Consider the following 23614-nt stretch of genomic DNA (forward strand, 5'->3'; position numbering starts at 1 on the left):
CTATAAGATATCTTTGACCAGTTTCGCTATGTTCAACGCGCTGTCGGGCCTGGCTATTTTACCCGCCGCGATCTTCATCCCGTCAATAACACCTTTAGCATCAAAAAGTTCGTTCATGCTCTGATGTATCGCGTCTATGTTCTTGATCTCTACCGCTACACCCTTCCTGACAAGATAATCCGTATTCAGTCTCTCATGTCCAGGTATAGGATCGACTATTATGAGCGGCAGGCGCTTGACCATCGATTCGGCTATGGTCATTCCTCCTGGTTTAGATATTATAACATCAGAGACCTCCATAAGCTCCTCTATGTTCTTGACATATGTCATGGTCATGAGCCTGCCGCCGGTCTTTTTCTTTTCAAGCTTTTTCAGCTTCGAGTACAACTTCTTGTTCGTACCGGTGACCACTACCAGGCGGTAATTATGTTCTTCGTCCGAGAGAAGCGAACGTACTACGACCTCCATCGCGCCTATCCCCTGGCTTCCTCCCATTATAAGGATCACGGGCGCGTCGCCCTCAAGCTTTAACCTCTCTTTTACATCTTCCCGGTCCAATCCCACGCTGAACTTCGGGTCGACCGGTATCCCGTAAGCTTTCACTTTCTTGCTGGGGACCCCTTTCTTTATGAGCGTTTCCCCGGTCTCCTCGGATGGAACTATGTAATAATCCACTTCATCATAAAGCCAGTAAGAATGTGGAGCGTGATCCGTAAGTACACCTATAAGCGGGGTATCCTTACCTATGGACCTCTTATAATCGGCCACCATGCCACAGGGAAAAGCCTGAGTACATAACACCACGTCGGGATCATGGGCGTCTATAAGCTTCCTGACCTTGGACATGTTGAACTTGTGGATCGCCTCCCTGGCCTTGCTGGTCTTTTTCATGAATTCCGGGTTGTCGTATATGTTGCCCCATATTTCCGGTCTTTTCTTTATGACCTGCATATACGCCTTATTTATCACCTTTTCCAGGATCGGATTGGTATAGCTAAAGGCATTGATCTTGTCGACCTCTATATTACCCAGGACAGAGACCAGCCCCTGCTCTATGGCGCTAGCGGCGTGGAAATGCCCTGAATGCCTTGATATGTAGAAAATAAGCGCTTTTTTCATGATCTTATCCGCGCAGGATATCGTTCCCGCCGGCACCGTCCTCTCTCTCCATAAGCGCTATAATATCGCCCGGGACCGCTTCCGCTCCCACTTCCTTCATTTTTTTTATCAAAACTCCTCCGAAGGGTGCCGGCACATCAAAGGTCGCCTTATCCGTGGATATTTCCAGAAGGTCCTGTCCTTCCACCACTTTTTCGTTCTCCTGCACATGCCATGACACTATAACGGAGATCTCTTCCTGTTCCGCCACATCCGGAAGCTTTAACTCCAAGATCATTTTATCCGCCTTTCTTGCGTGTTCCTATTCGTTCGAAAAAACGTGAGCGAACTCCCGGGTGAATATCTCCTTTGCGCGGGACATATCGCATTTCCCGCCAAGCGCCTCTTTCGCGGAGACCACTCTTATCCGCTCCTCACCGCACGGGTTCATGTGGGAGAACGGCTCCACATCATTGTTCAGGTTTATCGAGACACCGTGATAAGTCACCCATCTCCGCACGGCCACTCCTATAAAAGCTATCTTCCTGTCCGCCACCCATACCCCACGTTCCCCGGAACGTCTTTCAGCCGCAACACCCATAACGTTCAATCCACGCGTTACGGCCTTTTCTATGTTATCGATATAAGTGGAGACCTTCCACCCTTTAAGCTTAAGATCTATGACCGGATATATCAGAAGCTGTCCCGGCCCGTGATATGTGACCTTGCCGCCCCTTGCGGTACTGATCACCGGTATCCCGTTCTTCTCGAAATACCGGAGGTCCAGACCGCTTTCGGACCCGGACGTCCTCCCCAAGGTGACCACATCAAAGTGTTCCAGGACAAGAAGTGTATCGGCTATCGACCGCTCGCATCTTTTGGCCACATATTCCCTTTGAAGCTCAAGGGCTTCTAAATACTCCATCATCCCGAGATCAATGACCTCCGGGACCATCGAGTGAAAGATACCGCTTTTATGCAAGACGGTCGAATCCGCCATTTGACCTGAAATATTCAATGACCCCGCCGTTCTTAAGGAAACCCCTCATTATAGCAGGCAAGGGCTTGAAATCTATTCTCAGCCCTTTCGTTATATTCTGGATGACATTACCGTCAAGGTCCAGCACCAGTTCGTCCATGTCATCAATGAACTTCGTATCGCTCTCAATAAGACAAAGACCTACATTGAACGCGTTGCGATAAAATATCCTGGCGAAACTCTTGGCGATGACAGCCTGGATACCACTGGCCTTTATCGCGGCAGGCGCCTGTTCCCGGGATGACCCGCATCCGAAATTATTTCCGGCCACCAGAAGATCCCCCGTGTTGACCTTTTTTATGAAATTCTCTTCAAGGTCCTCAAAAATATGCTGGGCGAGCTCTTTATCGTCCTGTATCTTGAACTTGTATCTACCGGATATTATATAATCCGTATTTACATCATCCTGTATCTTAAGCCTGTGCGCGATATTAGCCACTTCTTCTCCTTTTCAGGTTGATCGTCCAGACGATAAGGTTCACAACCGCCTTTTATGCTCCCTGGGATCGGCAATACTGCCCTCCAGTGCCGTCGCCGCGGCCGCGGCCGGACTTCCCAGATAGATCTTTGAATTCGGATTCCCCATGCGTCCCTTGAAATTCCTGTTGGCGGTAGAAAAAGCGTTTTCTCCATCCGCCAATACTCCCTGGTGCGTACCAACACACGGACCACATCCGGGATTGTTCACCGCGGCACCGGCCTCGACAAAAATATCTATATATCCGCGTTTGATACATTCCAGGAATATTTTCTTAGACGCCGGAGTGATAACAAGTTTCATCCCCGGAGCTATTTGCCTCCCCTTCAATATGCTGGCGACCACCTCCAGGTCCTCTATCCTGCCGTTGGTGCAAGTCCCTATGACGACCTGGTCTATCGGCGTTCCCAGCACCTCATCTATATCACACACGTTGTCCACACTGTGTGGCATAGCGACCTGCGGGGTAAGCTCCGAAAGATCATATTCCCTTATTTCGGCATATCTGGCATCCTCGTCTGCCTCAACCGGCCTGGCTTCTTTGACAGAATGTTTTTTCACCCAATCCAGGGTCTTCCGGTCGGCTTTCATGAGGCCACATTTCGCGCCGATCTCCACGGCCATGTTCGCCACTGTGAACCGGCCTTCCACGCTCATTCCGTTTATCACGTCACCGTAGAACTCTACCGACTTGTAAGTCGCCCCATCAGCGCCAAAGTCCTTTATCACCTTGAGTATGGCATCTTTCGGGTATACCCCCTTCGGGAGCTCCCCGTTCATCACTACCTTTATGGTCTCCGGGACCTTGAACCAGCTCTTACCGCTGGAAAGGGCGATCGCGAGATCGCTCGACCCGACCCCTGTGGACAACACATTGATAGCGCCATAAGTACATGTGTGCGAATCCGCGCCTATCACCAGGTCCCCACAAGTTATATACCCGGCTTCCGGTATGATCTGGTGACTGATACCACACCCTATGTCCACCAGATGAACGCCATGTTCCGCGGCGAACCTTCTCATTTTCGAATGAACAGTGGACACCCCGATGTTCGGGCTGGGAGAAGAATGGTCTATCACCATCAGGAATTTATCTTTATCAAAAACATGTTCCGCCCCTATTTTCGAGAAGCTATCCATGATAATAGAGCTTGTGCCATCCTGGCCGAAACAGAGATCTATGTTCGCGATCACTATATCCCCCGCTTTAGCCCTTTTCCCCGAATGTTCCGACAATATCTTCTCAGCTATCGTCTGCCTCATCTCTTCCTCTTTCTTTTTAGGCTCTATGGGTCTTTAAAAGACACCGTTAAAAAGACCTGATAAAATCGATCACGCGTTCCGCGCCCCTACATATCGTTGCCTCGTCCGTAGCAAAACTTATACGTATGCTCTTATCGTCCCCGAACGGTCCTCCGGGTATCACGGCAACCTTTCTGTCCTCGAGAACCTTCTCCGCGAACACCATAGAGTCAAGCCCTGTACCCGAAATATCGCAGAACATATAAAAAGCCCCCAACGGCACGATCGGTCTTATCCGCGGTTCAGCATTTAGGAACCCCAGAAGTATATCCCTTCTTTTCTGGAACATCCTGCTATTATCCTTTATTGTCTGTCCCAGATCACTTTTCAACGCGAATTCCGCCGCTACCTGGCTTATTGAACAAGGATTCGATGTCGAATGGTCCTGCAATATGCCCACACGTTTCACGATATCCTCGTCGGCAGCGATATACCCGATCCGCCATCCTGTCATTGAATAGCTCTTCGACATGCCGTTCACAACCACCGTGGCCCTTTTCATGTCCTCAGACACCTGGGCTATTGAGAAATGTTCCCTGCCATCGAATATTATCTTTTCGTATATCTCATCGCTTACAACGGTTAACCCGGCCTCAAGACACACCCCGGCTATAGCCCTGATCTCATTTTCTTCATACACGACACCTGCCGGATTTGACGGGCTGTTGAGGATTATCACTTTCGTCCTCGGCCCGACAGATCTCCTTATGTCTTCAGGGGACACCTTGAACGTTGTTTTATCTTCAGGGGATATTATTTTTGGAACGGCACCCGCAAGCACTACCATCTCCGGATAACTTAGCCAATACGGAGAGATTATCAGCACTTCATCTCCTGGGTTGCATATCACCTGCAGAACGTTATATATCGAGTGTTTGGCTCCGCAGGATACCACTATGTTCTTGGCCGCATACTCTAAACTATTATCTTTCTTTAACTTGTGCGCTATGGCTTCTTTGAGCGTATTCGTCCCGCTGGAAGGAGTATATTTCGTAAATCCATCATTTATCGCTTTTATCGCGGCTTCTTTTATAACATTCGGCGTATCGAAATCCGGTTCCCCGGCGGCAAGAATAACAACATCTTCCCCCTTAGCCTTCATCGCTTTTGCTTTTGACGTAATACCCAATGTAGCCGAAGGTTTTACCCGGGATATTTTCTCAGAAAAAAGCATGATCTCTCTCCTTAACGTGAATTTTTGTCAGATGACATAAAATATCATATTAAACATAATATTACAAGAGGGAAAAATTTGTGGAATAATCAAAATACATTTAAGAGCAACAATGGCATGACGTTGTATGTAAAATGTTATAAACCATAAGCTTATGTCGCAGTTCATCTCTTATCTGGTATGGATGGTAGAGTACCATTCCGGGGATACCTTTTTCTTCAGTCACCTTCCCGGTTACGCATATTTTTTTACCGAGATACTCGCTCAAACGGCCTTTTTTCTCTGCTTCAAAAAAGCGTAAATTACCCTTGAATATAGTAACGTTGAACACATCAACACCGTTACCTTTTATCTCCATTACGACCTCACTCCGGGTCTCCTTGATACCTTTGACCTCGCCGGTCACCGAACACACTTCTCCTACATGACCATGCGCCTCGCGAACATCTATATTCGCGCATACGCCCCATATGCCCCGTCTTTCCTCGCGAGCTACTTCCTGAGCCCGGAGCAACACATCCAGATACTCGATATTGGGTGGAAAAACCGTTACCCTGGCAAGACCCCTAAGTACGATCTCTTCGTTCACGAAAACGTCACCAACAAAAACATACAAAAGAACCCGACCATATTTATCCGTTACCTTCTCATCGGGAACAACGAATACCGTCTTCCCCCCGACAAGCTCCTCGTTGAGTTCCGTAGCCGCTTCGGCAAAAGGTTCCGGGGCATATTCCCAGCCATTGCGTCCTTTTCTCCGGACTTCCGGCGTGTCTATACCAAGATATCTAGCGGTACGACCGTCGGACAATCGCGCGGTGTCCCCATCTATCACATGGTCTATCTGTAACTCGAAGCCTTTATCCTTCAGGTCTTCGGCCGGAAGCGGTACCCGGGAATCCACTACAAGGATCACCAGAAAAGATACTGTGAAGCGGAAAATCGCGTTCTTTATAAAGGTGATGTGTCCCATCATCATTAGAACTTGCCGGCTGAAGGGCATAACCCGGCGACAGGACATCCTGGACAATCGGGTTTACGAGCCTTGCATGTCCTTCTCCCGTGCTGTATCAATATATTCGAAAGATATCCCCATTTATCCCGGTCAAAAAGCTCCATGAGGTCCCGTTCTATCCGGACAGGATCCCCATATTTGGTAAGTCCCAGTCTTCCGCTTACGCGTTTTACATGCGTATCCACGGCTATGCCTTCGTTCTTGTCGAAAATATTGTAAAGTATGATATTTGCGGTCTTTCTTGCCACCCCGGGTAACGTGACAAGCTGTTCCATGTTCCCAGGCACTTTTCCCCCAAAACTTTCGAGGATCATTTTCGCGGAAGATATTATGTTCTTCGCCTTATTGCGGTAGAATCCCGTGGACCTGATCTCGGGCTCCAACTCCCGGGCCTTAAGTCCCGCGAAATCCTTCACTGTACCGTATTTCCTGAAAAGTGTCGCGGTTACCTTGTTCACTCTTTCATCGGTGCATTGGGCCGACAATATCGTGGCGGCCAAAAGCTGGAAAGCGTTCCCATACTCAAGCGATGTGACCGCGCCTTTGTACCTTTTCTCAAGTACGCGGAACATTTTTATGGCCATTTTTCTGTCCATGGTCATCATTTCCTGTGGAACATCTTTTCCATATCCGGGACCTTCAACTCTATCATGGTCGGCCGGCCATGCGGGCACGTAAATGGCAGCGAGCACTTTCCAAGCTGGGCAAGCAAAGACCTCATCTCCTCCATCGTAAGCTCATCCCCGGATTTTATCGCGGCCCTGCATGATGCTATTTTGATCACGTTCTCCGTAGCGTCGTTCGACGTTTCCTTACCATCCGCCATATCATGCAACATATCGTTAACAAGCCTTTTTATATCTCCGTCCCTTACTACGGAAGGGACAGAATGTACTATAAAGGAATTCCCGCCGAAATGCTCGATCAAAAAACCTATACGCTTGAACCCCTCTATCACCTTTGATAGGATAACAGCCTCATCCGAGGAAAGCTCCATATGTACGGGAAACAGCAGTTTCTGGGACTCAGCCAGTGAACTTTCGGCAGCCCGGGCAAAGAACTCGTACAATATACGCTCATGCGCCGCGTGCTGGTCCACTATATCTATCTTGTCCTCCTTTATCCCGACAATATAACACTTTCCTACCTGAAAGAACTCCTGCCCACCCACTTCTATTGTTCCAGCCGCAGTCCTTTCACCGGATTGAAAAAGGTTTTTTTTGCCCATGGCCCTGTCGGCTACCGGACCGGCCGATACCTCATAAGGGAACTCGTTCTGAAGTTCCTCCTCTTTTCTCACAACGACACGCGCGCTTTCCGTCGATGGCACCTCAAGACTTTCATGGCATTCACCCGGAACGGTCTCTTGCCGGGATCTCCTGATACTAAGGAATTCCTCAGCGATACTCGCCGTGACGAGGTCCCTTATCCCCTTATCATACCGGAACTTAACCTCCATTTTTGACGGATGCACGTTCACATCTATCTCTTCCGGCGTTATATCAAGAAAAAGTATCGACGCGGGGAACCGGCCCCGTTCAAGCAGGCTCCTGTAAGCCCCGAACACCGAGTCCGAGAGAAGTTTGCTTCTAACAGATCTCCCGTTAACAAAGAAAAGCTGGGCTTTCCTATCCTTACGCGAATATGCCGGACGGCTTACAAAACCCTTAATTTCGCAAACTTCACTACGTCCTGATATCGGCACTATATGATCCGACACATCCGCGCCCAGTACCGTTCTTATCCGGTCCTCACGGGAAGCCTTTGCGGGTACATGCAGGATGGTCCGGCCGCCGTGTATCAACTTGAATTCCACATCCATATGTGCGAGGCCGAGCCTGCCCACTATCTCGATCACTTCGGATAGTTCCGTGGCTTCTTTCTTGAGGAATTTTTTGCGCGCGGGAACATTGAAGAACAGGTTCCGGACCTCTATAGTAGTCCCCCTGGCCCTTCCAGCAGGCCTGTTCTTCAGTATCTCTCCGCTTTCGATGTAAAGATAGATACCCGTATCCTCTTCCTGGGAACGCGTGGTAATATCCATCTGGGAGACCGCGGCGATACTGGCAAGCGCTTCTCCCCGGAACCCCAGAGTGTTTATCTTCTCGAGATCATCGGCTGTCCGTATCTTGCTGGTGGCGTGTCTTTTGGCCGCGATCACGGCGTCTTCCGCGGTCATACCGTACCCGTCATCCGAAACACGGATAAGGGAACTACCTCCGGCCTCGATCTCAACAACCACGCTACCGGCGCCCGCGTCCAACGAATTTTCCACGAGTTCCTTGACCACTGAAGCCGGTCTTTCGACCACTTCTCCCGCGGCGATCTTACATATGACGTCCTCTTCAAGTATGTTTATCTTCTTTCCCGTCATCGCCCCTCCGCCTTGTTCTTGAGTTCGGATAATTTGGATAACGCGTCGATAGGCGTCATTCTGTCAAGGTCTAGCCCTTTGATCTCATCCAGTAGCGGGAATTTCCCGGCGTTATAGGTGAAAAAATCCAGCTGTTTTTCCTGTTCTGCCGTTTTCCCCGCGAACTTGGATCTTATGCTCCCCAAAAGAGAATCCTTCTGCAGGTTCGCCAGTATCGACCTTGCCCTCGCGACCACTTCCTGAGGCATCCCAGCCAGCCTGGCCACGTGTATACCAAAACTCTCGTCACAAACACCTTCGGCTACCTTATAAAGAAAAACAATGTCCTCTCCCCACTCCTGGACCTCCAGATGGTAATTCTTAACACCTTCCATGATACCCGCCAGTTCCGTCAATTCATGGTAATGTGTAGCGAACATGGCCTTAGCGCCCATCAAATAATGATGTATGAACTCTACCACGGACCACGCTATTGATACACCGTCGAACGTGCTTGTGCCGCGCCCTATCTCATCCAGGATTATCAGACTCATCGCGGTGGCGTTGTTCAATATGTTGGCCGTCTCGATCATCTCGACCATAAAAGTGCTCATCCCATGATACAGCCTGTCCGAAGCGCCTACACGCGTAAAGACCCTGTCAACCAAGCCTATACGCGCCTCATCTGCCGGAACAAAACTCCCCATCTGGGCCATTATGGTTATAAGCGCGACCTGCCGTATAAAAGTGGATTTGCCGGCCATATTAGAACCGGTTATTATGAATATCCTGTTATCGTCGTCCATGCGAACGTCGTTCGGGACGAACTCCTTGTCCTTGAGTATCTTCTCAAGCACAGGATGGCGCCCCTGGCGTATCTCCAGCCCTGACGAGGGGCTTACAACAGGACGATTATATCCGTTCACGACCGCAACTTCCGCGAGGTCCGATATCACGTCTATTCCGGCCACGATCTCGGAAAGTTCTTTCAACTTATCTATTTTCCTGCCTATCTCGTCCCTGATCCCGCAGAATATGGAATACTCCATGTTCTTGCTCCTATCCGCGGCGCCTACTATCCTGCTTTCATGCTCCTTCAGTTCTTCGGTAATGAACCTTTCGGCGTTCACAAGTGTCTGCTTACGCATATAATCGTCGGGCACGTCCTTCAGGTTAGCCTTGGTGACCTCTATATAATAGCCGAACACCCTGTTATATCCCACTTTAAGCGAGCTTATCCCGGTCCTTTCTATCTCCTTTTTCTGAAGCCCTGTTATCCAGTCTTTCCCGCCGGATACTATGTCAAGAAGCTCATCAAGCTCGGCGTCATGGCCCTTTTTTATTATGCCGCCCTCTTTAATGGTAACGGGAGGGTTGTCGACTATACTTTCACGGATCATACGAGTAACTCCAGAAAAATCATCCATGCCGGAGACCGCTTTATCCATTAGACTTGGCAATTCCCCATTAAGCACATGTTTTAATTTCTCCACACTTTCCAGGGACGAAGCAAGTGCCAACAGGTCTCGGGCGTTGGCGCTGGCCATACTAACCTTATTGGAAAGCCTTTCGATATCATACACCTCGGAAAGAAGCGTCCTTACCTTCTTCCTGATATCCGCGTTGCTAAAGAAAAAACCCACCGCGTCCAGGCGTTCGTTTATCTTATTATAGTCCAGCATCGGGTTAAGCACCCATTTCTTGAGCTTGCGCTTACCCATCGGGGTCGTGGTCATATCCAGAACGTCATACAATGTGCCTTTCGTGGAAAGGTCGTCCTGGTTCTGGATAAGCTCAAGGTGCCGCTGGGAGTTACGGTCCAAGACCATATATTCACTCACGTTATAGACCGTTATCCTGTCTATGTTATTGAGCTCTATCTTCTGCGTGTTCTTTAGATACTTCAGGAGGGCCCCCGCGGCGTTCACCGCGGGTGTTTGGCCGGTAAGTCCGAACCCTTCGAGATTATTAACGGAGAACTGGCGTTTAAGTTCTTTAGCGGAAAGTTCATGGTCGAACATCCAGTCATCCACGATCGAAACGGATCCCGTATTGACACTTGTGATATCCTTGAAATCCCTCGTAGATATAAAGCTTTCCTGCATTAAGAGTTCCGAAGGGGATATCTTGTACATCTCGGGAAAAACGGATTCCTTATCGGGTATTTCCGTTGCCTTGAACTCACCCGTGGAAAGATCCGCGTACGCCAGCCCGAACCGACCATCTCTGGCGCATATCGCGAGTATATAGTTGTTCACCGCTCCGTCCAGTATCTCGTCGGCGATAAATGTCCCGGGAGTGATTATGCGGGTAATAGCCCTTTCAACCAATTTTTTGCCAGGCCCCGGTTCCTCAACCTGTTCGCAAATGGCGACTTTCCTGCCGTTATGTATAAGCCGGGCGATATAATTACTGGCTGCGTGGTGCGGTATCCCGCACATCGGGATCTTGCCCGTTTTGCCGGTACCACGTGACGTAAGGGTTATATGCAGGATACGTGAGGCTTCGACGGCGTCATCGAAGAACATTTCGTAAAAATCACCGAGACGAAAAAAAAGTATGGCATCCCTGTTCTTCTCTTTTATGTCAAGATACTGACGCATCATAGGAGTGAGGTCGGACTCCATGCTTCTCTCCTCCACAGGGTGGATATAACCGATAAAAAAGCGGGTTGCGGACCCTTAGTCGTTGTCATACGGCACGACTTCGAAGCACGCAACCCGCAAATACCATTGCGAGACCATCAAAGATGGCGCTATACGGATTTTCTCCTGAACCTTTTGAAGAGCCCTTTTTCGGAAAGTTTTTTCTGTTCCGACCTGGCCTTTTCTTTCCTTACGTCCTCTACGGCCCGTTTTTCCTTTTCCTCTACCGGGACCTCAGGTGCTACATGGGCTTTCTTCTCGGGTTTTGCGCTGTCTTTTGTGCCTTTTTCCCCGGACTTGTCCTCTGTCGCCTTGGACTTGGCTTTTGTCTTGGACTTAGTCTCGGTTTTTGTCTTTCCCAGCAGGTCTTCATCCGGGATACTTCTCTTAGTGAACTCTATTATAGCCATGGACGCCCCATCGCCTCTTCTTGTCCCAAGGGCCATGACACGGGTATACCCGCCGTTCACTTCTTTATATAGGGGAGCTATCGTATCGAACAGGGTCTTCACCGTACTCTTATCACAGAGTTTACTGAATGCCCTTCTCCTGGCCGTGACGGAATCCGGGGATTTTTTAGCCATGGTTATCAGGGGCTCCACGAACACCCTCAAGGTCTTGGCTTTCGTCAGGGTGGTCTCTATCCTCTGATATCTGATCAGATCGTTAGCAAGGCATTTAAGGGTCGCCTTACGCCAACTGGTCCTTCTTCCTAATCTTCCTCTTTTCTTGCAGTGCCTCATCTATATTCCCTTTCTTTACTTCTCTTCCTTTTCTTCTTCATCTACTTCATAACCGAGATGCAACCCCATCGAGGAAAGAACACTGTTTATCTCGTTCAGGGACTTTTTACCGAAATTCTTATATTTAAGCATCTCTGTTTCTTTCCTTTTAACAAGGTCGCCTATGGTCCGGATATTCGCTTCCGCGAGACAGTTCGAACTTCTGACTGAAAGCTCCAATTCGGAAATAGGCTTGGAAAGCTTCTTTACCGTTTCTTTCCTTTCCTTCGTTTCTTCCTCTTCTTCCTCGATCTCTTCGGGAAGCTTACCTATGGTCATGAACACGTCAAGATGTCTCTGCATGATATTGGCCGCGTAAAGTATGGCATCCTTGGGCTCCATACTTCCGTTGGTGTGTATCTCCATTATAAGCTTATCATAATCGGTTATATGCCCGACCCTGGTATTCTCCACATCAAGGTTCACGCATGTAACGGGAGAGAACATCGAATCAACGGCCAAAAGCCCTATAGGCTCATCGCCCGTCTTATTAAGTTCCGCCGGTACATACCCCCTGCCCCTCTCGACCACAAGCTCCATCTCAAAACTCACGTCCTCGGTGAGTGTAGCAATATGATGTTCCAAGTTGACCACTTCAACTGTTTCATCGACCTTTATATCCCCGCCTTTAACCTCGCCCTTCTTGTTGACGCTGATGAAAAGGGATTTGGGGTTGCGAAAATGTGACCTGAGGACCAGTCCTTTTATGTTCATTATTATCTGGCTCATATCCTCAAGAACACCGGGGATAGTCGAGAACTCATGCAGAACACCCTGTAGTTTCACCTGCGTTACAGCGGTCCCCTCTATGGAAGACAAGAGCACCCGTCTCAAGGAATTGCCCACCGTTATACCATACCCTTTTTCGAACGGTTCAGCCGCGAACCTGCCGTAAGTCTTACTATACGTATCATCCTCGAAGACTATTCTTTTGGGCAATTCGAATTGTTTAAGTTTCATCCCCATCTCTATCAATCCTCCTTTAACAGATAACCGGGCCCAGGCACGTAAAACGTATATACTACCAGCCTGGCACGGGAAACCGAAACGCTATTTTGAATAAAGTTCTACTATCAAGCTCTCTTCTATCGTCATGCCTGTATCGCTCTTTAACGGCATCCTCTTTATCTTTATAGCAAGGTGCTCGGCCGAAACCTCGATCCAATCCGGCACACCCCTGCCCTCAAGCAGCTTAACGTTCTCCTTGATCTGCTTTATCTGCTCTTTAGTCCCTGCCATCTCTATCTCGTCTCCCGGACTGACAAGAAATGACGGTATGTTGACCTTGCGTCCATTGACCTTGGTGAACCTGTGACCGACCATCTGCCGGGCAGCCGCCCTTGAATGAGCGAAACATGCCCTATATATGACATTGTCCAGCCTTCTTTCAAGTAACTGAAGAAGCACCTCACCCGTGGTACCCCTGGACTTTTCAGCTTTTTTAAAATAGTTGCGGAACTGTGTCTCAAGCAGCCCGTATATCCTCTTGGCTTTCTGTTTTTCCCTTAGCTGTATGGAATAGTTCGAGGGTTTCCTTCCCCTTGCCTGGCCATGCTGACCCGGCGCGTATTCCCGTTTTACGAAAGAACAGTTCGCCGAAGAACATTTAGTCCCCTTGAGGAATAATTTTTCTCCTTCCCTGCGACAAAGCCTACAGGACGCTGAAGTATTTCTGGCCATTTATCTTACTCCTTATTTGTTTCTTACGATCTGTCCTCAGGCACTGAACACGGGTGCCCGAACAACATATCGATCATATTCTTCTTCTTTTCTTCGGCCTGCAACCGTTATGCGGTGTAGGCGTGGTATCAATTATCGAACTTATATTCATACCTTCGGACCTTATGCTTCTTACCGCGCTTTCTTTCCCGCCGCCTGGGCCCTTAAGATGCACTTCCACGTCCTTAAGGCCGAATATTTTGGCCTTCTTTACGGCGTCTTTCGCCGCGACACTCGCGGCAAAAGGCGTGGACTTCCTGGATCCCTTGAACCCCACTCCACCGGGAGAGCTCCAGCACAGCACCTTACCGTTAACATCGGTGACGGTAACTATGGTATTGTTGAATGTCGCGTGCACGAATACCTTGCCGGTAGACACTCTGTGTATTGTCTTCTTTTTCTTTCTGACCTTAGCTTTTTTCTGCACTTTTTACCTCTCTAATCTTATCTTTTTTGTTACTTTGGCGTCGCGGGCTTAACAGCCGAGCGGGTGGCCTTATCCTTGAACGCGCCTATGGTCCTCTTCGGTCCTTTCCTGGTCCTCGAATTGGTCCTGGTCCTCTGTCCACGCACAGGAAGATTCCTCTTATGCCTCAATCCTCTGTATGAATTGATCGCCATAAGCCTCTTTATGTTACCGGTCTCCATCCTGCGAAGGTCACCTTCCACCTGGAAGCTTTCCTGTATTATCTTAGTTATATTGGTAACTTCCTGGTCATCCAGGTCCTTGGCCCGTTTCTCCGGCGGAATACCCGCCTGCTCAAGTATGTTCCTGGCACGCGCCGGACCTATCCCATAAATATAGGTCAGGGCGACCTCGACTCTTTTCTCCTTCGGAATATCCACACCTATTATTCTCGGCATCTTATCTCCTTGTTACTTTTCAAAAAATATGATCCAGCAGGACATATTCCCCGGGGGCGGGGATCACCCCTGCCTTTGCTTATGCTTGGGCTCCTTGCATATGACCCTGACAACACCTTTTCTCTTGATTATCTTGCACTTACCGCATATTTTCTTTACGCTTGGTCTGACTTTCATGATCACTTCTCTCTTTTTATTATGCGTCCCCTGCTCAGGTCATAAGGTGAAAGCTCCACTGTCACCTTGTCCCCGGGGACTATCCTTATAAAATACATCCTCATCTTACCGGAAACATGAGCCAGCACCATGTGTCCGTTCTCAAGCTTAACACGGAACATCGCGTTGGGCAGACACTCCGCTATCTCGCCAATGGCGACTATAGGTTCTTCTTTTGCGCTCATGTCAGTCTCTCCGCCCTTTCTTTACCAACTATCACGGTATCCTCAAAATGAGCTGAGAGCATACCGTCCTTGGTCACTGCCGTCCAGCCGTCCGAGAGGACTTTGATATCTCTTGTCCCAAGGTTTATCATGGGCTCTATAGCCAGCAGCATGCCTTCCTTAAGGACCGGACCCCTGCCTTTTTCCCCCCAATTCGGTACTTCGGGAGCCTCATGCAGTTGTTTTCCGATCCCGTGTCCCACGAACATCCTGACTTCCTTCATCCCGGCTTTCTCGGCGCGGCGCTGTATAGCGTTCGATATATCCGACACCCTGTTACCTAAAACCGCTTTTTCTATCCCCGCTGAAAGACATTCCGATGTTACCCGTATAAGCTCTTCCGCTTCGGGAGATATCTTGCCTACAGCGTAAGTCCTTGCCGCGTCAGTATAATACCCGTTCTTCCTGACCCCGGCATCGACACCTATTATATCGCCTTCTTCCAGGATGGTACTCTTGTCCGGTATCCCGTGCACGACCACTTCATTCACCGAAGCGCATATCGTAGCCGGGAACCCCCTGTATCCCTTGAATGCCGGTTCTCCACCAAGCTCCAGGATCAGCCTCTCCGCCTCGGCATCTATATCAGATGTCGATATCCCGGGACGGATCAGATGCTCTATACCAGCGAACACCTTTTTGAGGATACTGCCGGAAAAACGGATCTTCTCGACATCCTCGGCTGTTCTCAAGATCGCCATTTCAGATAAGACCTTCTCTTTTAAAAAGAGCGTCTATTTGCTCAAAGAGCTCACCCGCAGGCAGGCCTCCGTCAACTTCCATAAGCTTTCCCTTTTTCCGGTAATAGCTTATAAGGTCCGCCGTATTGTCCTTGTATACGTTCAACCTGTTCTTTATCGTATCAATGTTATCGTCTTTCCTCTGTATAAGTTCGCCGCCGCAGATATCACATACGCCCTCTTTCGCGGATGGCATATTGGTCACGTGGTAGTTCTTTCCACATTGCTTGCATACACGCCGTCCCGAGAGCCGTTGTATGACCACTTCTTCCGGTGTATTAAAATACAATACGGTCGCCAGCTCCCGGCCTTCTTCGCTTAAAGACTCATCCAGCGTCCCGGCCTGCGCGCTGTTGCGCGGATACCCGTCAAGCATGACCCCGCTGGAAGCATCGGGTTTCCCCATACGCTCCACCACGCTTTTCGTGACTATGTCGTCGGGGACAAGCTCTCCAGCTTCCATATATCTTTTTACCTCAAGCCCCGTCACGCCGCCATCCTTTACAGCCTGCCTGAGCATATCACCTGTGGATATGTGCAATAGCCCGTAAGCTTTAGCCAGATACGCGGCCTGAGTGCCTTTACCCGCACCCGGAGGGCCCAGAAGCACCAGGTCGAAAGGTCCCTTTTTCATCATGTCAGCCGACCCTTGACCCTTCCTTTTTTCATGAACCCCTCATAATGCCTCATCAACATATGGGACTCTATCTGGCGCATAGTGTCCAGCATAACACCCACGATGATGAGAAGCCCTGTCCCGCCGAAGAAACTCGCCACGAGATACGGTATGCCAATACGGCTGTTTATTATTCCCGGCAATATAGCAATGATCGTCAGGAATGCCGCGCCCGGAAGGGTGATCCTCGTCATGATGAAATCCAGGTATTCCGCGGTCGGTTTTCCCGGACGTATACCCGGCACGAACCCGCCGAACCTTTTCATGTTGTTGGCCATATCTATGGGGTTAAAGGTTATAGCCGCGTAAAAATAACAGAAGAACAGGATGAGCAGTGAATACACCACATAATACATGGGCCTGCCCATCATAAGCGCGCTGGCCACTCCATGTACCGCTTTGTTCTGTACAAAACCGGCTATGGTCGCCGGGAAAAGTATTATGGACTGCGCGAAGATGATGGGGATAACCCCTCCCTGGTTCACCCTGAGCGGTATATACGTGGTCTGGCCGCCGTATATCTTCCTGCCTACGACCCGTTTGGCGTATTGTATAGGTATCTTCCTCTGTCCTTGCGTGATCATTACCACAGCGATAACAACGACCACGAACATGACTGCCAAAAGGACCAGCTTGAAAGGATCTATCTGCGCTTCCCCACCTTCATTCCCCGGTGTCGCCAGCGATATTAGCTGCAGAATGGCAGCTGGCAGCCTGGATACTATACCTGCGGTTATTATCAGGGATATCCCGTTCCCGATCCCTTTTTCCTGTATCTGTTCGCCAAGCCACATTATGAAAGCTGTTCCCGTAGTAAGTGTCAGCACCGTTAATATCCTGAAACCCCACCCGGGATATTGCACTATCTGCATACCCTGGAAATGCGCGGGATTCTCCAGCCATAGCGCGATAAAGAACGCCTGTATGACCGACAACACTACCGTACCATATCGTGTATACTGTGTTATGGTCTTCCGTCCTTCTTCACCCTGTCTTGCCAGCCTTTCGAGCGCCGGGATAACGGTCGTCAAAAGCTGCAGGATAATGGACGCCGATATGTATGGCATGATACCCAAAGCAAAGATCGTCAGGCGCTCTATGGCTCCTCCGGAGAACATGTTCATTATGCCAAAAAGTGTACCACCCTGGGTCCTTGCCATGTTATCAAAGAACTGCGCGAGCTTGACCCCGTCTATACCGGGTGTAGGCACGAAAGCGCCTATGCGATACACGGCTATAATAGCAAGCGTGAAAAGCACCTTTTTCTTAAGGTCCGGTATCCTGAATATGTTACCAAAAGATTCAAACACCAGTATCTCCCGTAAGGTTGACTTTATTTCTCTTTCCCAGGCTTACCGGAAACCGTTCCGGGAAAAGCCGTTACTTCTGTCTTACCACCCGCGTTCTCTATGGCGGACTTGGCGGTTTCGCTGAAAGCGTTCGCCTTGACCGTCAGGGCCTTACTGAGCTTACCCTTGCCCAGCACCTTATAGGGAACTCGTTTCTTACGTATGAGCTTGTTCTTATAAAGAAAATCTCCGTCTATCACCATACCGTCCTCTATAGAAGAGGATCTCTCAAGAGTACAGACATTGAGCACGGCATAGGTCATTTTGAACCTCTTATTGCTGAACCCGCGTTTAGGCAATTTCCTCACCAGAGGCATCTGCCCGCCTTCGAATCCGGGTATATAGTCACCGCCGCCACTTCTGGCCTTGGCCCCTTTATGACCCTTTCCGCTCGTTTTGCCGCGTCCTGAACCTATACCACGTCCTTTACGCTTTCCTTTGGATTTCAGACCCCTGGGCCGCCTGATATCTTCTATTTTAAGTCCCATCTCACCCTCTTCTGGTTGTTTTTAAGTTCTTAAACCCGTTCAACGTAGCCCTGACTATATTTATGGAATTCCTGGAACCAAGGCTCTTCGTCAGTATGTTCTTTATCCCCGCGGCATCACAAAGGGCTCTTACCGCGCCACCAGCTATAACACCCGTACCGGGACCCGCTGGTTTCATTACCACCTCGGACGCCTTGAACCTGCCGATGACCTCATGAGGTATAGTGCCGTTCACCACGAATACGCTACAAAGGCTTTTTTTCGCCTGCGCGGAGCCTTTCCTTATCGCCTCCACTACCTCGTTGGATTTACCGAATCCCATTCCTACACGGCCTCTACCATCACCAGTAACGACCAAGGCGCTGAAAGAGAAATTCTTACCTCCCTTTACGACCTTAGAGACCCTGTTGATCTTTATTACGCGCTCTATAAGTTCGACCTCGGGACCGCCTCCGTCTTCATCCCGAAGCTCAGCCTCGACAGCCTTCTTGGTATTGTCGCTTCCTGGCGTTTTCTTTACGCCCTTCGCTTCATCCTCGTTCTTCTTCGTAAATTCTTTTCTTTCTTCCTTAGACATTTGTCCTCCAATATTAGAATTCCAGACCACCTTTTCGTGCCGCATCCGCAAGCGCCTTAATTACACCGTGGTAACGGTTGCCCGCCCTGTCAAAGACCACTTTTTTTACGCCTTTCTCCCCGGCTATTTTCGCTATCGCCTCGCCGAGCACCGTAGCAAAATTAGTGTTCTTCATGGACACGGTCTTTTTCTCCCCACCGGACGCGCTTTGTGACGAAGCCCCGCATATTGTCACGCCCTGCACATCATCTATTATCTGCACGTAAAGGGATTTGTTGCTCTTCTGGACGGCCATACGTGGCCTTTCCGGCGTACCGAATACTTTTTTTCTTATCGACTTTTTTCTTCTGTTCTTTCTTTCTATCTTGTCCATGTCTATACCTTCTCTACTATTAGGCTATGCTCTTACCCTGTTTCTGTCTGACATATTCACCCTCGTACCTTATCCCTTTGCCTTTATACGGCTCCGGGGGATAGTACGCCCTTATCTCGGCGGCTACTGCGCCGACCTTTTGTTTATCCACACCCTTGACCAATATCTCGGTAGGAGTAGGGGTCTCTATCGAAACATCCTGGTCCGGGGTATAGTTGACCGTGTGTGAGAACCCTATATCAAGCACAAGGGTCTTCCCTTTCATCTGCGCCTTATACCCAACACCTTGTATCTGCAGCTTCTTCTGGAACCCTTTGCTGAGCCCGGTGACCATGTTCTGTACCAGACTTCTCGTAGTACCGTGAAGTGTCTTATGCTGCCTGGAATCGGACGGCCTGGTTATACTGATCTTATTGTCGGCTATCTCCACAACAAAACCTTCCGGGATCACATGCTCGAGAGACTTACCTTTTCCCTCGACCTTTATCTTGTTCCCGGCCATTTCGGCCTTTATCCCCGAAGGGAGGTCTATCGCTCGCTTACCTACTCTTGACATTTATATTCTCCTCATATTACCCGTTATTATTGCCTACCAGACCTGGCAGATCAGTTCCCCGCCGATCCCCTGCTCTTTGGCTTCCTTATCTGTAAGAAGCCCCTTACTCGTTGAATATATGGCCAATCCCACACCGCCCCTTATGTTCTTCACGTCTTTGGCGGATATATAGGTCTTCAACCCCGGTTTGGATATTTTCTTCAGGTTCTCCATCACCGGAAGTTCGCCCTCGGTATACTTGAGGTATACCTTTATCTTTCCCTGTTTATTGTCCTCGATCACCTGGTAATTATCGATAAATCCCTCTTTTTTAAGGATCCCCATTATCCCCTCAATGATCCCGGACCTTTTTATTATCACGGTCTTTTTCTTGACCATTATAGCGTTCCTTATAACGGTAAGCTGATCAGCTATCAAATCCGTAACACTCATGTCTTCTTCTCCCTCTTACTGATATCGTGTGTTTTTAAAATCAGAAAAAGATCACCAGCTCGCCTTTTTCACTCCAGGAATAAGACCTTTCGACGCAAATTCCCTGAAGCAGATACGGCAAAGTTTGAATTTCTTCAAGTATCCCTTTTTCCTGCCACAATTCTGGCACCGGGTTATCACCCTTGTGCTGAATTTAGGTTCTCTCTTCGATTTCTCTATAAGCCCTTTTTTTGCCATACTTGATCCCTTTGTGTCCTTTTCTTATTTTTTCGCGAACGGCATGCCGAAACCCTTGAGCAGGCTCATGGTCTCTTCCTTGGTCTTTGCCGAAGTTACGAAACATATGTCCATACCATGCGTCACCGGGACTTTGTCCAGTTCAAGTTCCGGGAATATCGTCTGTTCCTTGAGCCCCAGGGTGTAGTTACCGGCATGGTCAAACGCGGTCGCGGAAACTCCCCTGAAATCGCGTATACGCGGGATAACGAAGTTGATGAGCCGGTCAAGGAACTCATACATCAGGTCCTTCCTGAGCGTTACCTTATATCCGACAGGCACGCCTTCCCTTATCTTAAAGTTCGAGATAGCCTTTTTCGACCTTGTGAGAAGAGGTCTCTGGCCCGTTATCGTCGCGAGCTCATCCCTGATGGGCTCTATAAGGTCTTTCTGGTGCGCCATCTCCCCCATGCCGACGTTCACTACTATCTTCTCGAGCTTCGGGACCTGCATCTTGTTCTTGTAGCCGAACTCCTCTATCAAACTCGGCACTATTTCTTTCTCATACATCTCTTTAAGCCTTGCCATGAGCGCTTTCTCCTGTTTATATTGTGGATACCCTTATTGCCCCGATCTACAGCACTTCCTTACAGTTCTTGCAGTACCTGACCTTGCTGCCATCCTTAAGCATGTCGGCACCCACTCTTGTCACACTGTTACATCCCTTACATATGACCATCAGGTTGGACATGTTCACAGGGGCTTCCTTATGGATTATCCCGCCCTTGTCGTCCTGCCTGGTGCGTTTCGCGTGTTTCTTAACGAAATTAACCCCCTGTACTATGACCTTGGAATCCGCGGGGATCACCCTCAGGACCTTACCTGACTTGCCTTTGTCCTTACCGGCTATTACTTTCACCATATCGTTCTTCTTTATCCTCGACATCTATTTCCCTCCTACAGCACTTCGGGTGCCAGTGATACGATCTTCATGAAATTCTTCCTGCGAAGCTCTCTGGCAACCGGGCCGAAAACACGCGTCCCACGCGGGTTCCCGTCCTTATCAATTATGACGACCGCATTATGATCGAATTTCAGGACCGTACCGTCCTTACGCTTGATCGGATAAGCGGTCCTTACTATGACGCCGCGTACTACTTCCCCCTTTTTAACGTCAGCAGTAGGGGTCGACTCCTTTATATTACACGTTATAATATCCCCGATCGTGGCAGAACTTTTGCCCGACCGACCAAGAACCCCTATCATGGAAGCTTTTTTTGCTCCGGTATTGTCCGCGACTTCGAGTTTTGTCCCCATTACTATCATGGCCGTTAACCCCTTTGCCCTTTTTCGATTATTTCTATGATCCTGTATCTTTTATCTTTTGAGATCGGACGTGTTTCGATTATTTTCACCACATCACCCTGCGAAGCCTCGTTCTTTTCATCGTGCGCTTTTACCTTCACATGGCGCTTAAATGACTTCTTATAAAGGGGATGCTGCTTCTGTATCTCCCACTCGACCGTAACGCTCTTATCCATTTTGTCGCTTACTACGCGACCCACTATCGTTTTCTGGTTAGGTTTAGCTTTTTTCACGACCTTTTCTCCTTCAATATAGTGTTGCATCTGGCTATATCACGCCTTATAATGCCAAACCTGCTGGGTCTTTCTACCCTGCCGTTCACCATTTCTTCCCTCAACTTGAAAAGTTGTTCTTTAAGGGCGATAAGCTTCTGTTCTATTTCAGCTTCCGTCATATTCCTGATCTCGCTCGGCTTCAAGACTTCCCTCCCCTTGATATATATTTCGTTTTCATCGGCAGTTTATGCGCGGCCAGCCTGAACGCTTCCCTGGCCATATCGGAAGGTACGCCTTCCATCTCGAATATGATCCGGCCTTTCTTGACCACGGCCACCCATCCTACCGGTGAACCTTTACCTTTTCCCATACGGGTCTCAGCCGCTATCTTGGTTATGGACTTATCAGGGAACACCCTGATCCAAAGTTTGCCGGCCCTTCCTGTCTTCCTCATAAGCGCTACCCTGGCGGCTTCTATCTGTTTGTCGGTCATCCACGCCGTTTCTATCGCCTTAAGTCCGAATTCCCCGAAACTCAAGGTCGAGCAAGCGTAACTGGCGCCTTTACGACGACCCCTCTGCTGTTTTCTATATTTGACTCGTTTGGGCATCAAAGCCATGATAATCTACTCCTCTATATCCTTCTTATCTTTTTTCTTCACTTCGACCTTTTCCGTACCGACACCCTTGTCGTACTTGTCGCCCCTGTATATCCAGACCTTAACGCCTATGATCCCATAGGTGGTCCTTGCTTCCGCGAAACCGTAATCAATATCCGCCCTTATCGTCTGAAGCGGTACTTTTCCCCACTTGTAGCTCTCACTTCTCGCTATTTCAGCCCCGCCCAGCCTTCCGGAACATCTGATCTTTATACCTTTTCCACCGGAATCCTTGTGTGCCTGTACCGTTTTCTTCATGGCCCGGCGGAACGCGATCCTCTTTTCCAGCTGGTATGATATGTTCTCGGCCACTATCTGCGCGTCCAACCCCGGGTTCTGGACCTCTTTTATATCGATGAAAAGCTTTGTCTGGTCACCAACAATGCTCTGCACGGTCTCTTTGAGCTTTTCTATCTGGGCACCCTTACGGCCTATCACCATACCGGGTTTCCCGGAATAAACAGAAACACGCACACGATTACTGGCCCTCTCTATGTCAACGTGGGATATCGCCCCGGATGACAATTCCTTGTTTATGAGATTCCGTATCCTGATATCCTGGTGCAACTTCTCGGCAAAATCCGCCTTTGTAGCGTACCAGCGGCTGCCCCATTCCTTTGTGACACCTATACGGAAACTTGTAGGATGAACTTTTTGCCCCATTACTTATTCTCCTTGGTCTTCCTTTTTTTTGTTTTCTCGGTCGAACCGGCCATATCCAGTTCAACACATATGTGCGTGGTCCTATGCCTTATCACGGCGGCCCTTCCCATGGTCGCCGCGCGGTACCTCTTGAACATCGGTCCGCCGTCCGCCTTTATACCGGATATAACGACTTCTTTGGCCAGAAGCTTTTCCTGCCTGTTGTTGTTGGCGTTGGCAAAAGCTGAATCCAGGACCTTCTTTATCGAAGCACACGCGCCCTTGGCCGTGTTATCCAGGATGAAACCTGCTTCCTCAACCGTTTTACCCTTGATCAGGTCCAGCACCAGCCTGACCTTACGGGCCGACATCCTTACATATCTTACCTCTGCTTTAGCGAGCATCTCTTACTCCTCTA

General features: G+C 49.2%; 34 protein-coding genes. All 34 read right to left on the minus strand.

All coding sequences use genetic code 11. From position 1 onward, the window contains the following. On the minus strand, positions 1-1155 hold the full coding sequence (locus tag PHH49_00120; GenBank protein ID MDD5487360.1) for a glycosyltransferase: 1155 nt from the start codon (positions 1153-1155) through the stop codon (positions 1-3). Beyond that, complete coding sequence (locus PHH49_00125) at positions 1124-1396, minus strand: hypothetical protein (protein ID MDD5487361.1); 273 nt, start codon at positions 1394-1396, stop codon at positions 1124-1126. The genes PHH49_00120 and PHH49_00125 overlap by 32 nt, the downstream gene beginning before the upstream one ends. Before the next feature lie 24 nt (positions 1397-1420). Beyond that, positions 1421-2098, minus strand: coding sequence for a lipoyl(octanoyl) transferase LipB (gene lipB / locus PHH49_00130; GenBank protein ID MDD5487362.1), 678 nt, complete (start codon positions 2096-2098; stop codon positions 1421-1423). Then, on the minus strand, positions 2073-2576 hold the full coding sequence (locus PHH49_00135) for a 3-isopropylmalate dehydratase (GenBank protein ID MDD5487363.1): 504 nt from the start codon (positions 2574-2576) through the stop codon (positions 2073-2075). The genes lipB and PHH49_00135 overlap by 26 nt, the downstream gene beginning before the upstream one ends. Before the next feature lie 39 nt (positions 2577-2615). Continuing rightward, positions 2616-3878 (minus strand): 3-isopropylmalate dehydratase large subunit, encoded by a 1263-nt coding sequence (locus tag PHH49_00140; protein ID MDD5487364.1) that lies wholly within the window; start codon positions 3876-3878, stop codon positions 2616-2618. 46 nt (positions 3879-3924) lie between these two features. Continuing rightward, positions 3925-5091, minus strand: coding sequence for a pyridoxal phosphate-dependent aminotransferase (locus PHH49_00145; GenBank protein ID MDD5487365.1), 1167 nt, complete (start codon positions 5089-5091; stop codon positions 3925-3927). Positions 5092-5191: 100 nt separating this feature from the next. After that, entirely contained in the window at positions 5192-6070 is an 879-nt protein-coding gene (locus tag PHH49_00150; GenBank protein MDD5487366.1) for a thermonuclease family protein, read from the minus strand. Next, the gene (nth, locus tag PHH49_00155; protein MDD5487367.1) at positions 6070-6702 is read right to left on the minus strand and encodes an endonuclease III; all 633 of its coding nucleotides are present in this window, start codon (positions 6700-6702) and stop codon (positions 6070-6072) included. The genes PHH49_00150 and nth overlap by 1 nt, the downstream gene beginning before the upstream one ends. Before the next feature lie 5 nt (positions 6703-6707). Then, positions 6708-8480 carry a DNA mismatch repair endonuclease MutL gene (gene mutL, locus PHH49_00160; protein ID MDD5487368.1) on the minus strand — a complete coding sequence of 591 codons (1773 nt, stop codon included), beginning with the start codon at positions 8478-8480 and terminating at the stop codon, positions 6708-6710. Beyond that, positions 8477-11086 carry a DNA mismatch repair protein MutS gene (gene mutS, locus PHH49_00165; protein ID MDD5487369.1) on the minus strand — a complete coding sequence of 870 codons (2610 nt, stop codon included), beginning with the start codon at positions 11084-11086 and terminating at the stop codon, positions 8477-8479. Before mutS ends, mutL begins: the two co-directional genes overlap by 4 nt. 128 nt (positions 11087-11214) lie before the next feature. After that, positions 11215-11847 carry a 50S ribosomal protein L17 gene (gene rplQ / locus PHH49_00170; GenBank protein MDD5487370.1) on the minus strand — a complete coding sequence of 211 codons (633 nt, stop codon included), beginning with the start codon at positions 11845-11847 and terminating at the stop codon, positions 11215-11217. Positions 11848-11862: 15 nt separating this feature from the next. Continuing rightward, the gene (locus PHH49_00175; protein MDD5487371.1) at positions 11863-12852 is read right to left on the minus strand and encodes a DNA-directed RNA polymerase subunit alpha; all 990 of its coding nucleotides are present in this window, start codon (positions 12850-12852) and stop codon (positions 11863-11865) included. 84 nt (positions 12853-12936) lie between these two features. Then, a complete protein-coding gene (gene rpsD / locus PHH49_00180; GenBank protein ID MDD5487372.1) occupies positions 12937-13566 on the minus strand; it encodes a 30S ribosomal protein S4 in 630 nt (209 codons plus the stop codon). 73 nt (positions 13567-13639) lie between these two features. Beyond that, positions 13640-14032 (minus strand): 30S ribosomal protein S11, encoded by a 393-nt coding sequence (rpsK, locus tag PHH49_00185; protein ID MDD5487373.1) that lies wholly within the window; start codon positions 14030-14032, stop codon positions 13640-13642. A 29-nt stretch (positions 14033-14061) separates the two neighbouring features. Continuing rightward, the gene (gene rpsM, locus PHH49_00190; GenBank protein ID MDD5487374.1) at positions 14062-14469 is read right to left on the minus strand and encodes a 30S ribosomal protein S13; all 408 of its coding nucleotides are present in this window, start codon (positions 14467-14469) and stop codon (positions 14062-14064) included. A 63-nt stretch (positions 14470-14532) separates the two neighbouring features. After that, positions 14533-14646, minus strand: a complete 114-nt coding sequence (gene rpmJ / locus PHH49_00195; protein MDD5487375.1) for a 50S ribosomal protein L36 — start codon at positions 14644-14646, stop codon at positions 14533-14535. A 2-nt stretch (positions 14647-14648) separates the two neighbouring features. Then, a complete protein-coding gene (gene infA, locus PHH49_00200; protein ID MDD5487376.1) occupies positions 14649-14870 on the minus strand; it encodes a translation initiation factor IF-1 in 222 nt (73 codons plus the stop codon). Then, a complete protein-coding gene (map, locus tag PHH49_00205) occupies positions 14867-15610 on the minus strand; it encodes a type I methionyl aminopeptidase (GenBank protein MDD5487377.1) in 744 nt (247 codons plus the stop codon). The genes infA and map overlap by 4 nt, the downstream gene beginning before the upstream one ends. A gap of 1 nt (position 15611) precedes the next feature. Beyond that, positions 15612-16286: an adenylate kinase gene (locus PHH49_00210; GenBank protein ID MDD5487378.1), complete on the minus strand. Its 675-nt coding sequence runs from the start codon at positions 16284-16286 to the stop codon at positions 15612-15614. Next, positions 16283-17635 carry a preprotein translocase subunit SecY gene (gene secY / locus PHH49_00215; GenBank protein ID MDD5487379.1) on the minus strand — a complete coding sequence of 451 codons (1353 nt, stop codon included), beginning with the start codon at positions 17633-17635 and terminating at the stop codon, positions 16283-16285. Before secY ends, PHH49_00210 begins: the two co-directional genes overlap by 4 nt. A gap of 23 nt (positions 17636-17658) precedes the next feature. Next, on the minus strand, positions 17659-18162 hold the full coding sequence (rplO, locus tag PHH49_00220) for a 50S ribosomal protein L15 (protein MDD5487380.1): 504 nt from the start codon (positions 18160-18162) through the stop codon (positions 17659-17661). A gap of 1 nt (position 18163) precedes the next feature. Beyond that, on the minus strand, positions 18164-18739 hold the full coding sequence (gene rpsE, locus PHH49_00225; protein MDD5487381.1) for a 30S ribosomal protein S5: 576 nt from the start codon (positions 18737-18739) through the stop codon (positions 18164-18166). Positions 18740-18752: 13 nt separating this feature from the next. Continuing rightward, entirely contained in the window at positions 18753-19112 is a 360-nt protein-coding gene (rplR, locus tag PHH49_00230; protein MDD5487382.1) for a 50S ribosomal protein L18, read from the minus strand. Between the two features lie 19 nt (positions 19113-19131). After that, positions 19132-19668, minus strand: coding sequence for a 50S ribosomal protein L6 (rplF, locus tag PHH49_00235; GenBank protein MDD5487383.1), 537 nt, complete (start codon positions 19666-19668; stop codon positions 19132-19134). A 33-nt stretch (positions 19669-19701) separates the two neighbouring features. After that, a complete protein-coding gene (gene rpsH / locus PHH49_00240; GenBank protein MDD5487384.1) occupies positions 19702-20100 on the minus strand; it encodes a 30S ribosomal protein S8 in 399 nt (132 codons plus the stop codon). 51 nt (positions 20101-20151) lie between these two features. Continuing rightward, on the minus strand, positions 20152-20337 hold the full coding sequence (locus PHH49_00245; GenBank protein MDD5487385.1) for a type Z 30S ribosomal protein S14: 186 nt from the start codon (positions 20335-20337) through the stop codon (positions 20152-20154). 24 nt (positions 20338-20361) lie between these two features. Next, positions 20362-20904 carry a 50S ribosomal protein L5 gene (gene rplE / locus PHH49_00250; protein ID MDD5487386.1) on the minus strand — a complete coding sequence of 181 codons (543 nt, stop codon included), beginning with the start codon at positions 20902-20904 and terminating at the stop codon, positions 20362-20364. Positions 20905-20950: 46 nt separating this feature from the next. After that, complete coding sequence (rplX, locus tag PHH49_00255; protein ID MDD5487387.1) at positions 20951-21262, minus strand: 50S ribosomal protein L24; 312 nt, start codon at positions 21260-21262, stop codon at positions 20951-20953. An 11-nt stretch (positions 21263-21273) separates the two neighbouring features. Further along, positions 21274-21642 (minus strand): 50S ribosomal protein L14, encoded by a 369-nt coding sequence (gene rplN, locus PHH49_00260; protein ID MDD5487388.1) that lies wholly within the window; start codon positions 21640-21642, stop codon positions 21274-21276. 5 nt (positions 21643-21647) lie between these two features. Next, on the minus strand, positions 21648-21914 hold the full coding sequence (gene rpsQ, locus PHH49_00265) for a 30S ribosomal protein S17 (GenBank protein ID MDD5487389.1): 267 nt from the start codon (positions 21912-21914) through the stop codon (positions 21648-21650). Next, on the minus strand, positions 21911-22099 hold the full coding sequence (gene rpmC, locus PHH49_00270) for a 50S ribosomal protein L29 (protein MDD5487390.1): 189 nt from the start codon (positions 22097-22099) through the stop codon (positions 21911-21913). Before rpmC ends, rpsQ begins: the two co-directional genes overlap by 4 nt. Next, complete coding sequence (gene rplP, locus PHH49_00275) at positions 22096-22515, minus strand: 50S ribosomal protein L16 (GenBank protein MDD5487391.1); 420 nt, start codon at positions 22513-22515, stop codon at positions 22096-22098. Before rplP ends, rpmC begins: the two co-directional genes overlap by 4 nt. Before the next feature lie 6 nt (positions 22516-22521). Further along, positions 22522-23217: a 30S ribosomal protein S3 gene (gene rpsC, locus PHH49_00280; protein ID MDD5487392.1), complete on the minus strand. Its 696-nt coding sequence runs from the start codon at positions 23215-23217 to the stop codon at positions 22522-22524. Beyond that, positions 23217-23600 carry a 50S ribosomal protein L22 gene (gene rplV / locus PHH49_00285; protein ID MDD5487393.1) on the minus strand — a complete coding sequence of 128 codons (384 nt, stop codon included), beginning with the start codon at positions 23598-23600 and terminating at the stop codon, positions 23217-23219. The genes rpsC and rplV overlap by 1 nt, the downstream gene beginning before the upstream one ends. Positions 23601-23614: the final 14 nt, after the last annotated feature.

This window comes from Candidatus Omnitrophota bacterium, from assembly GCA_028715965.1.
In the GTDB taxonomy this organism is placed as follows: Bacteria; Omnitrophota; Gorgyraeia; order Tantalellales; family Tantalellaceae; genus JAQUQS01.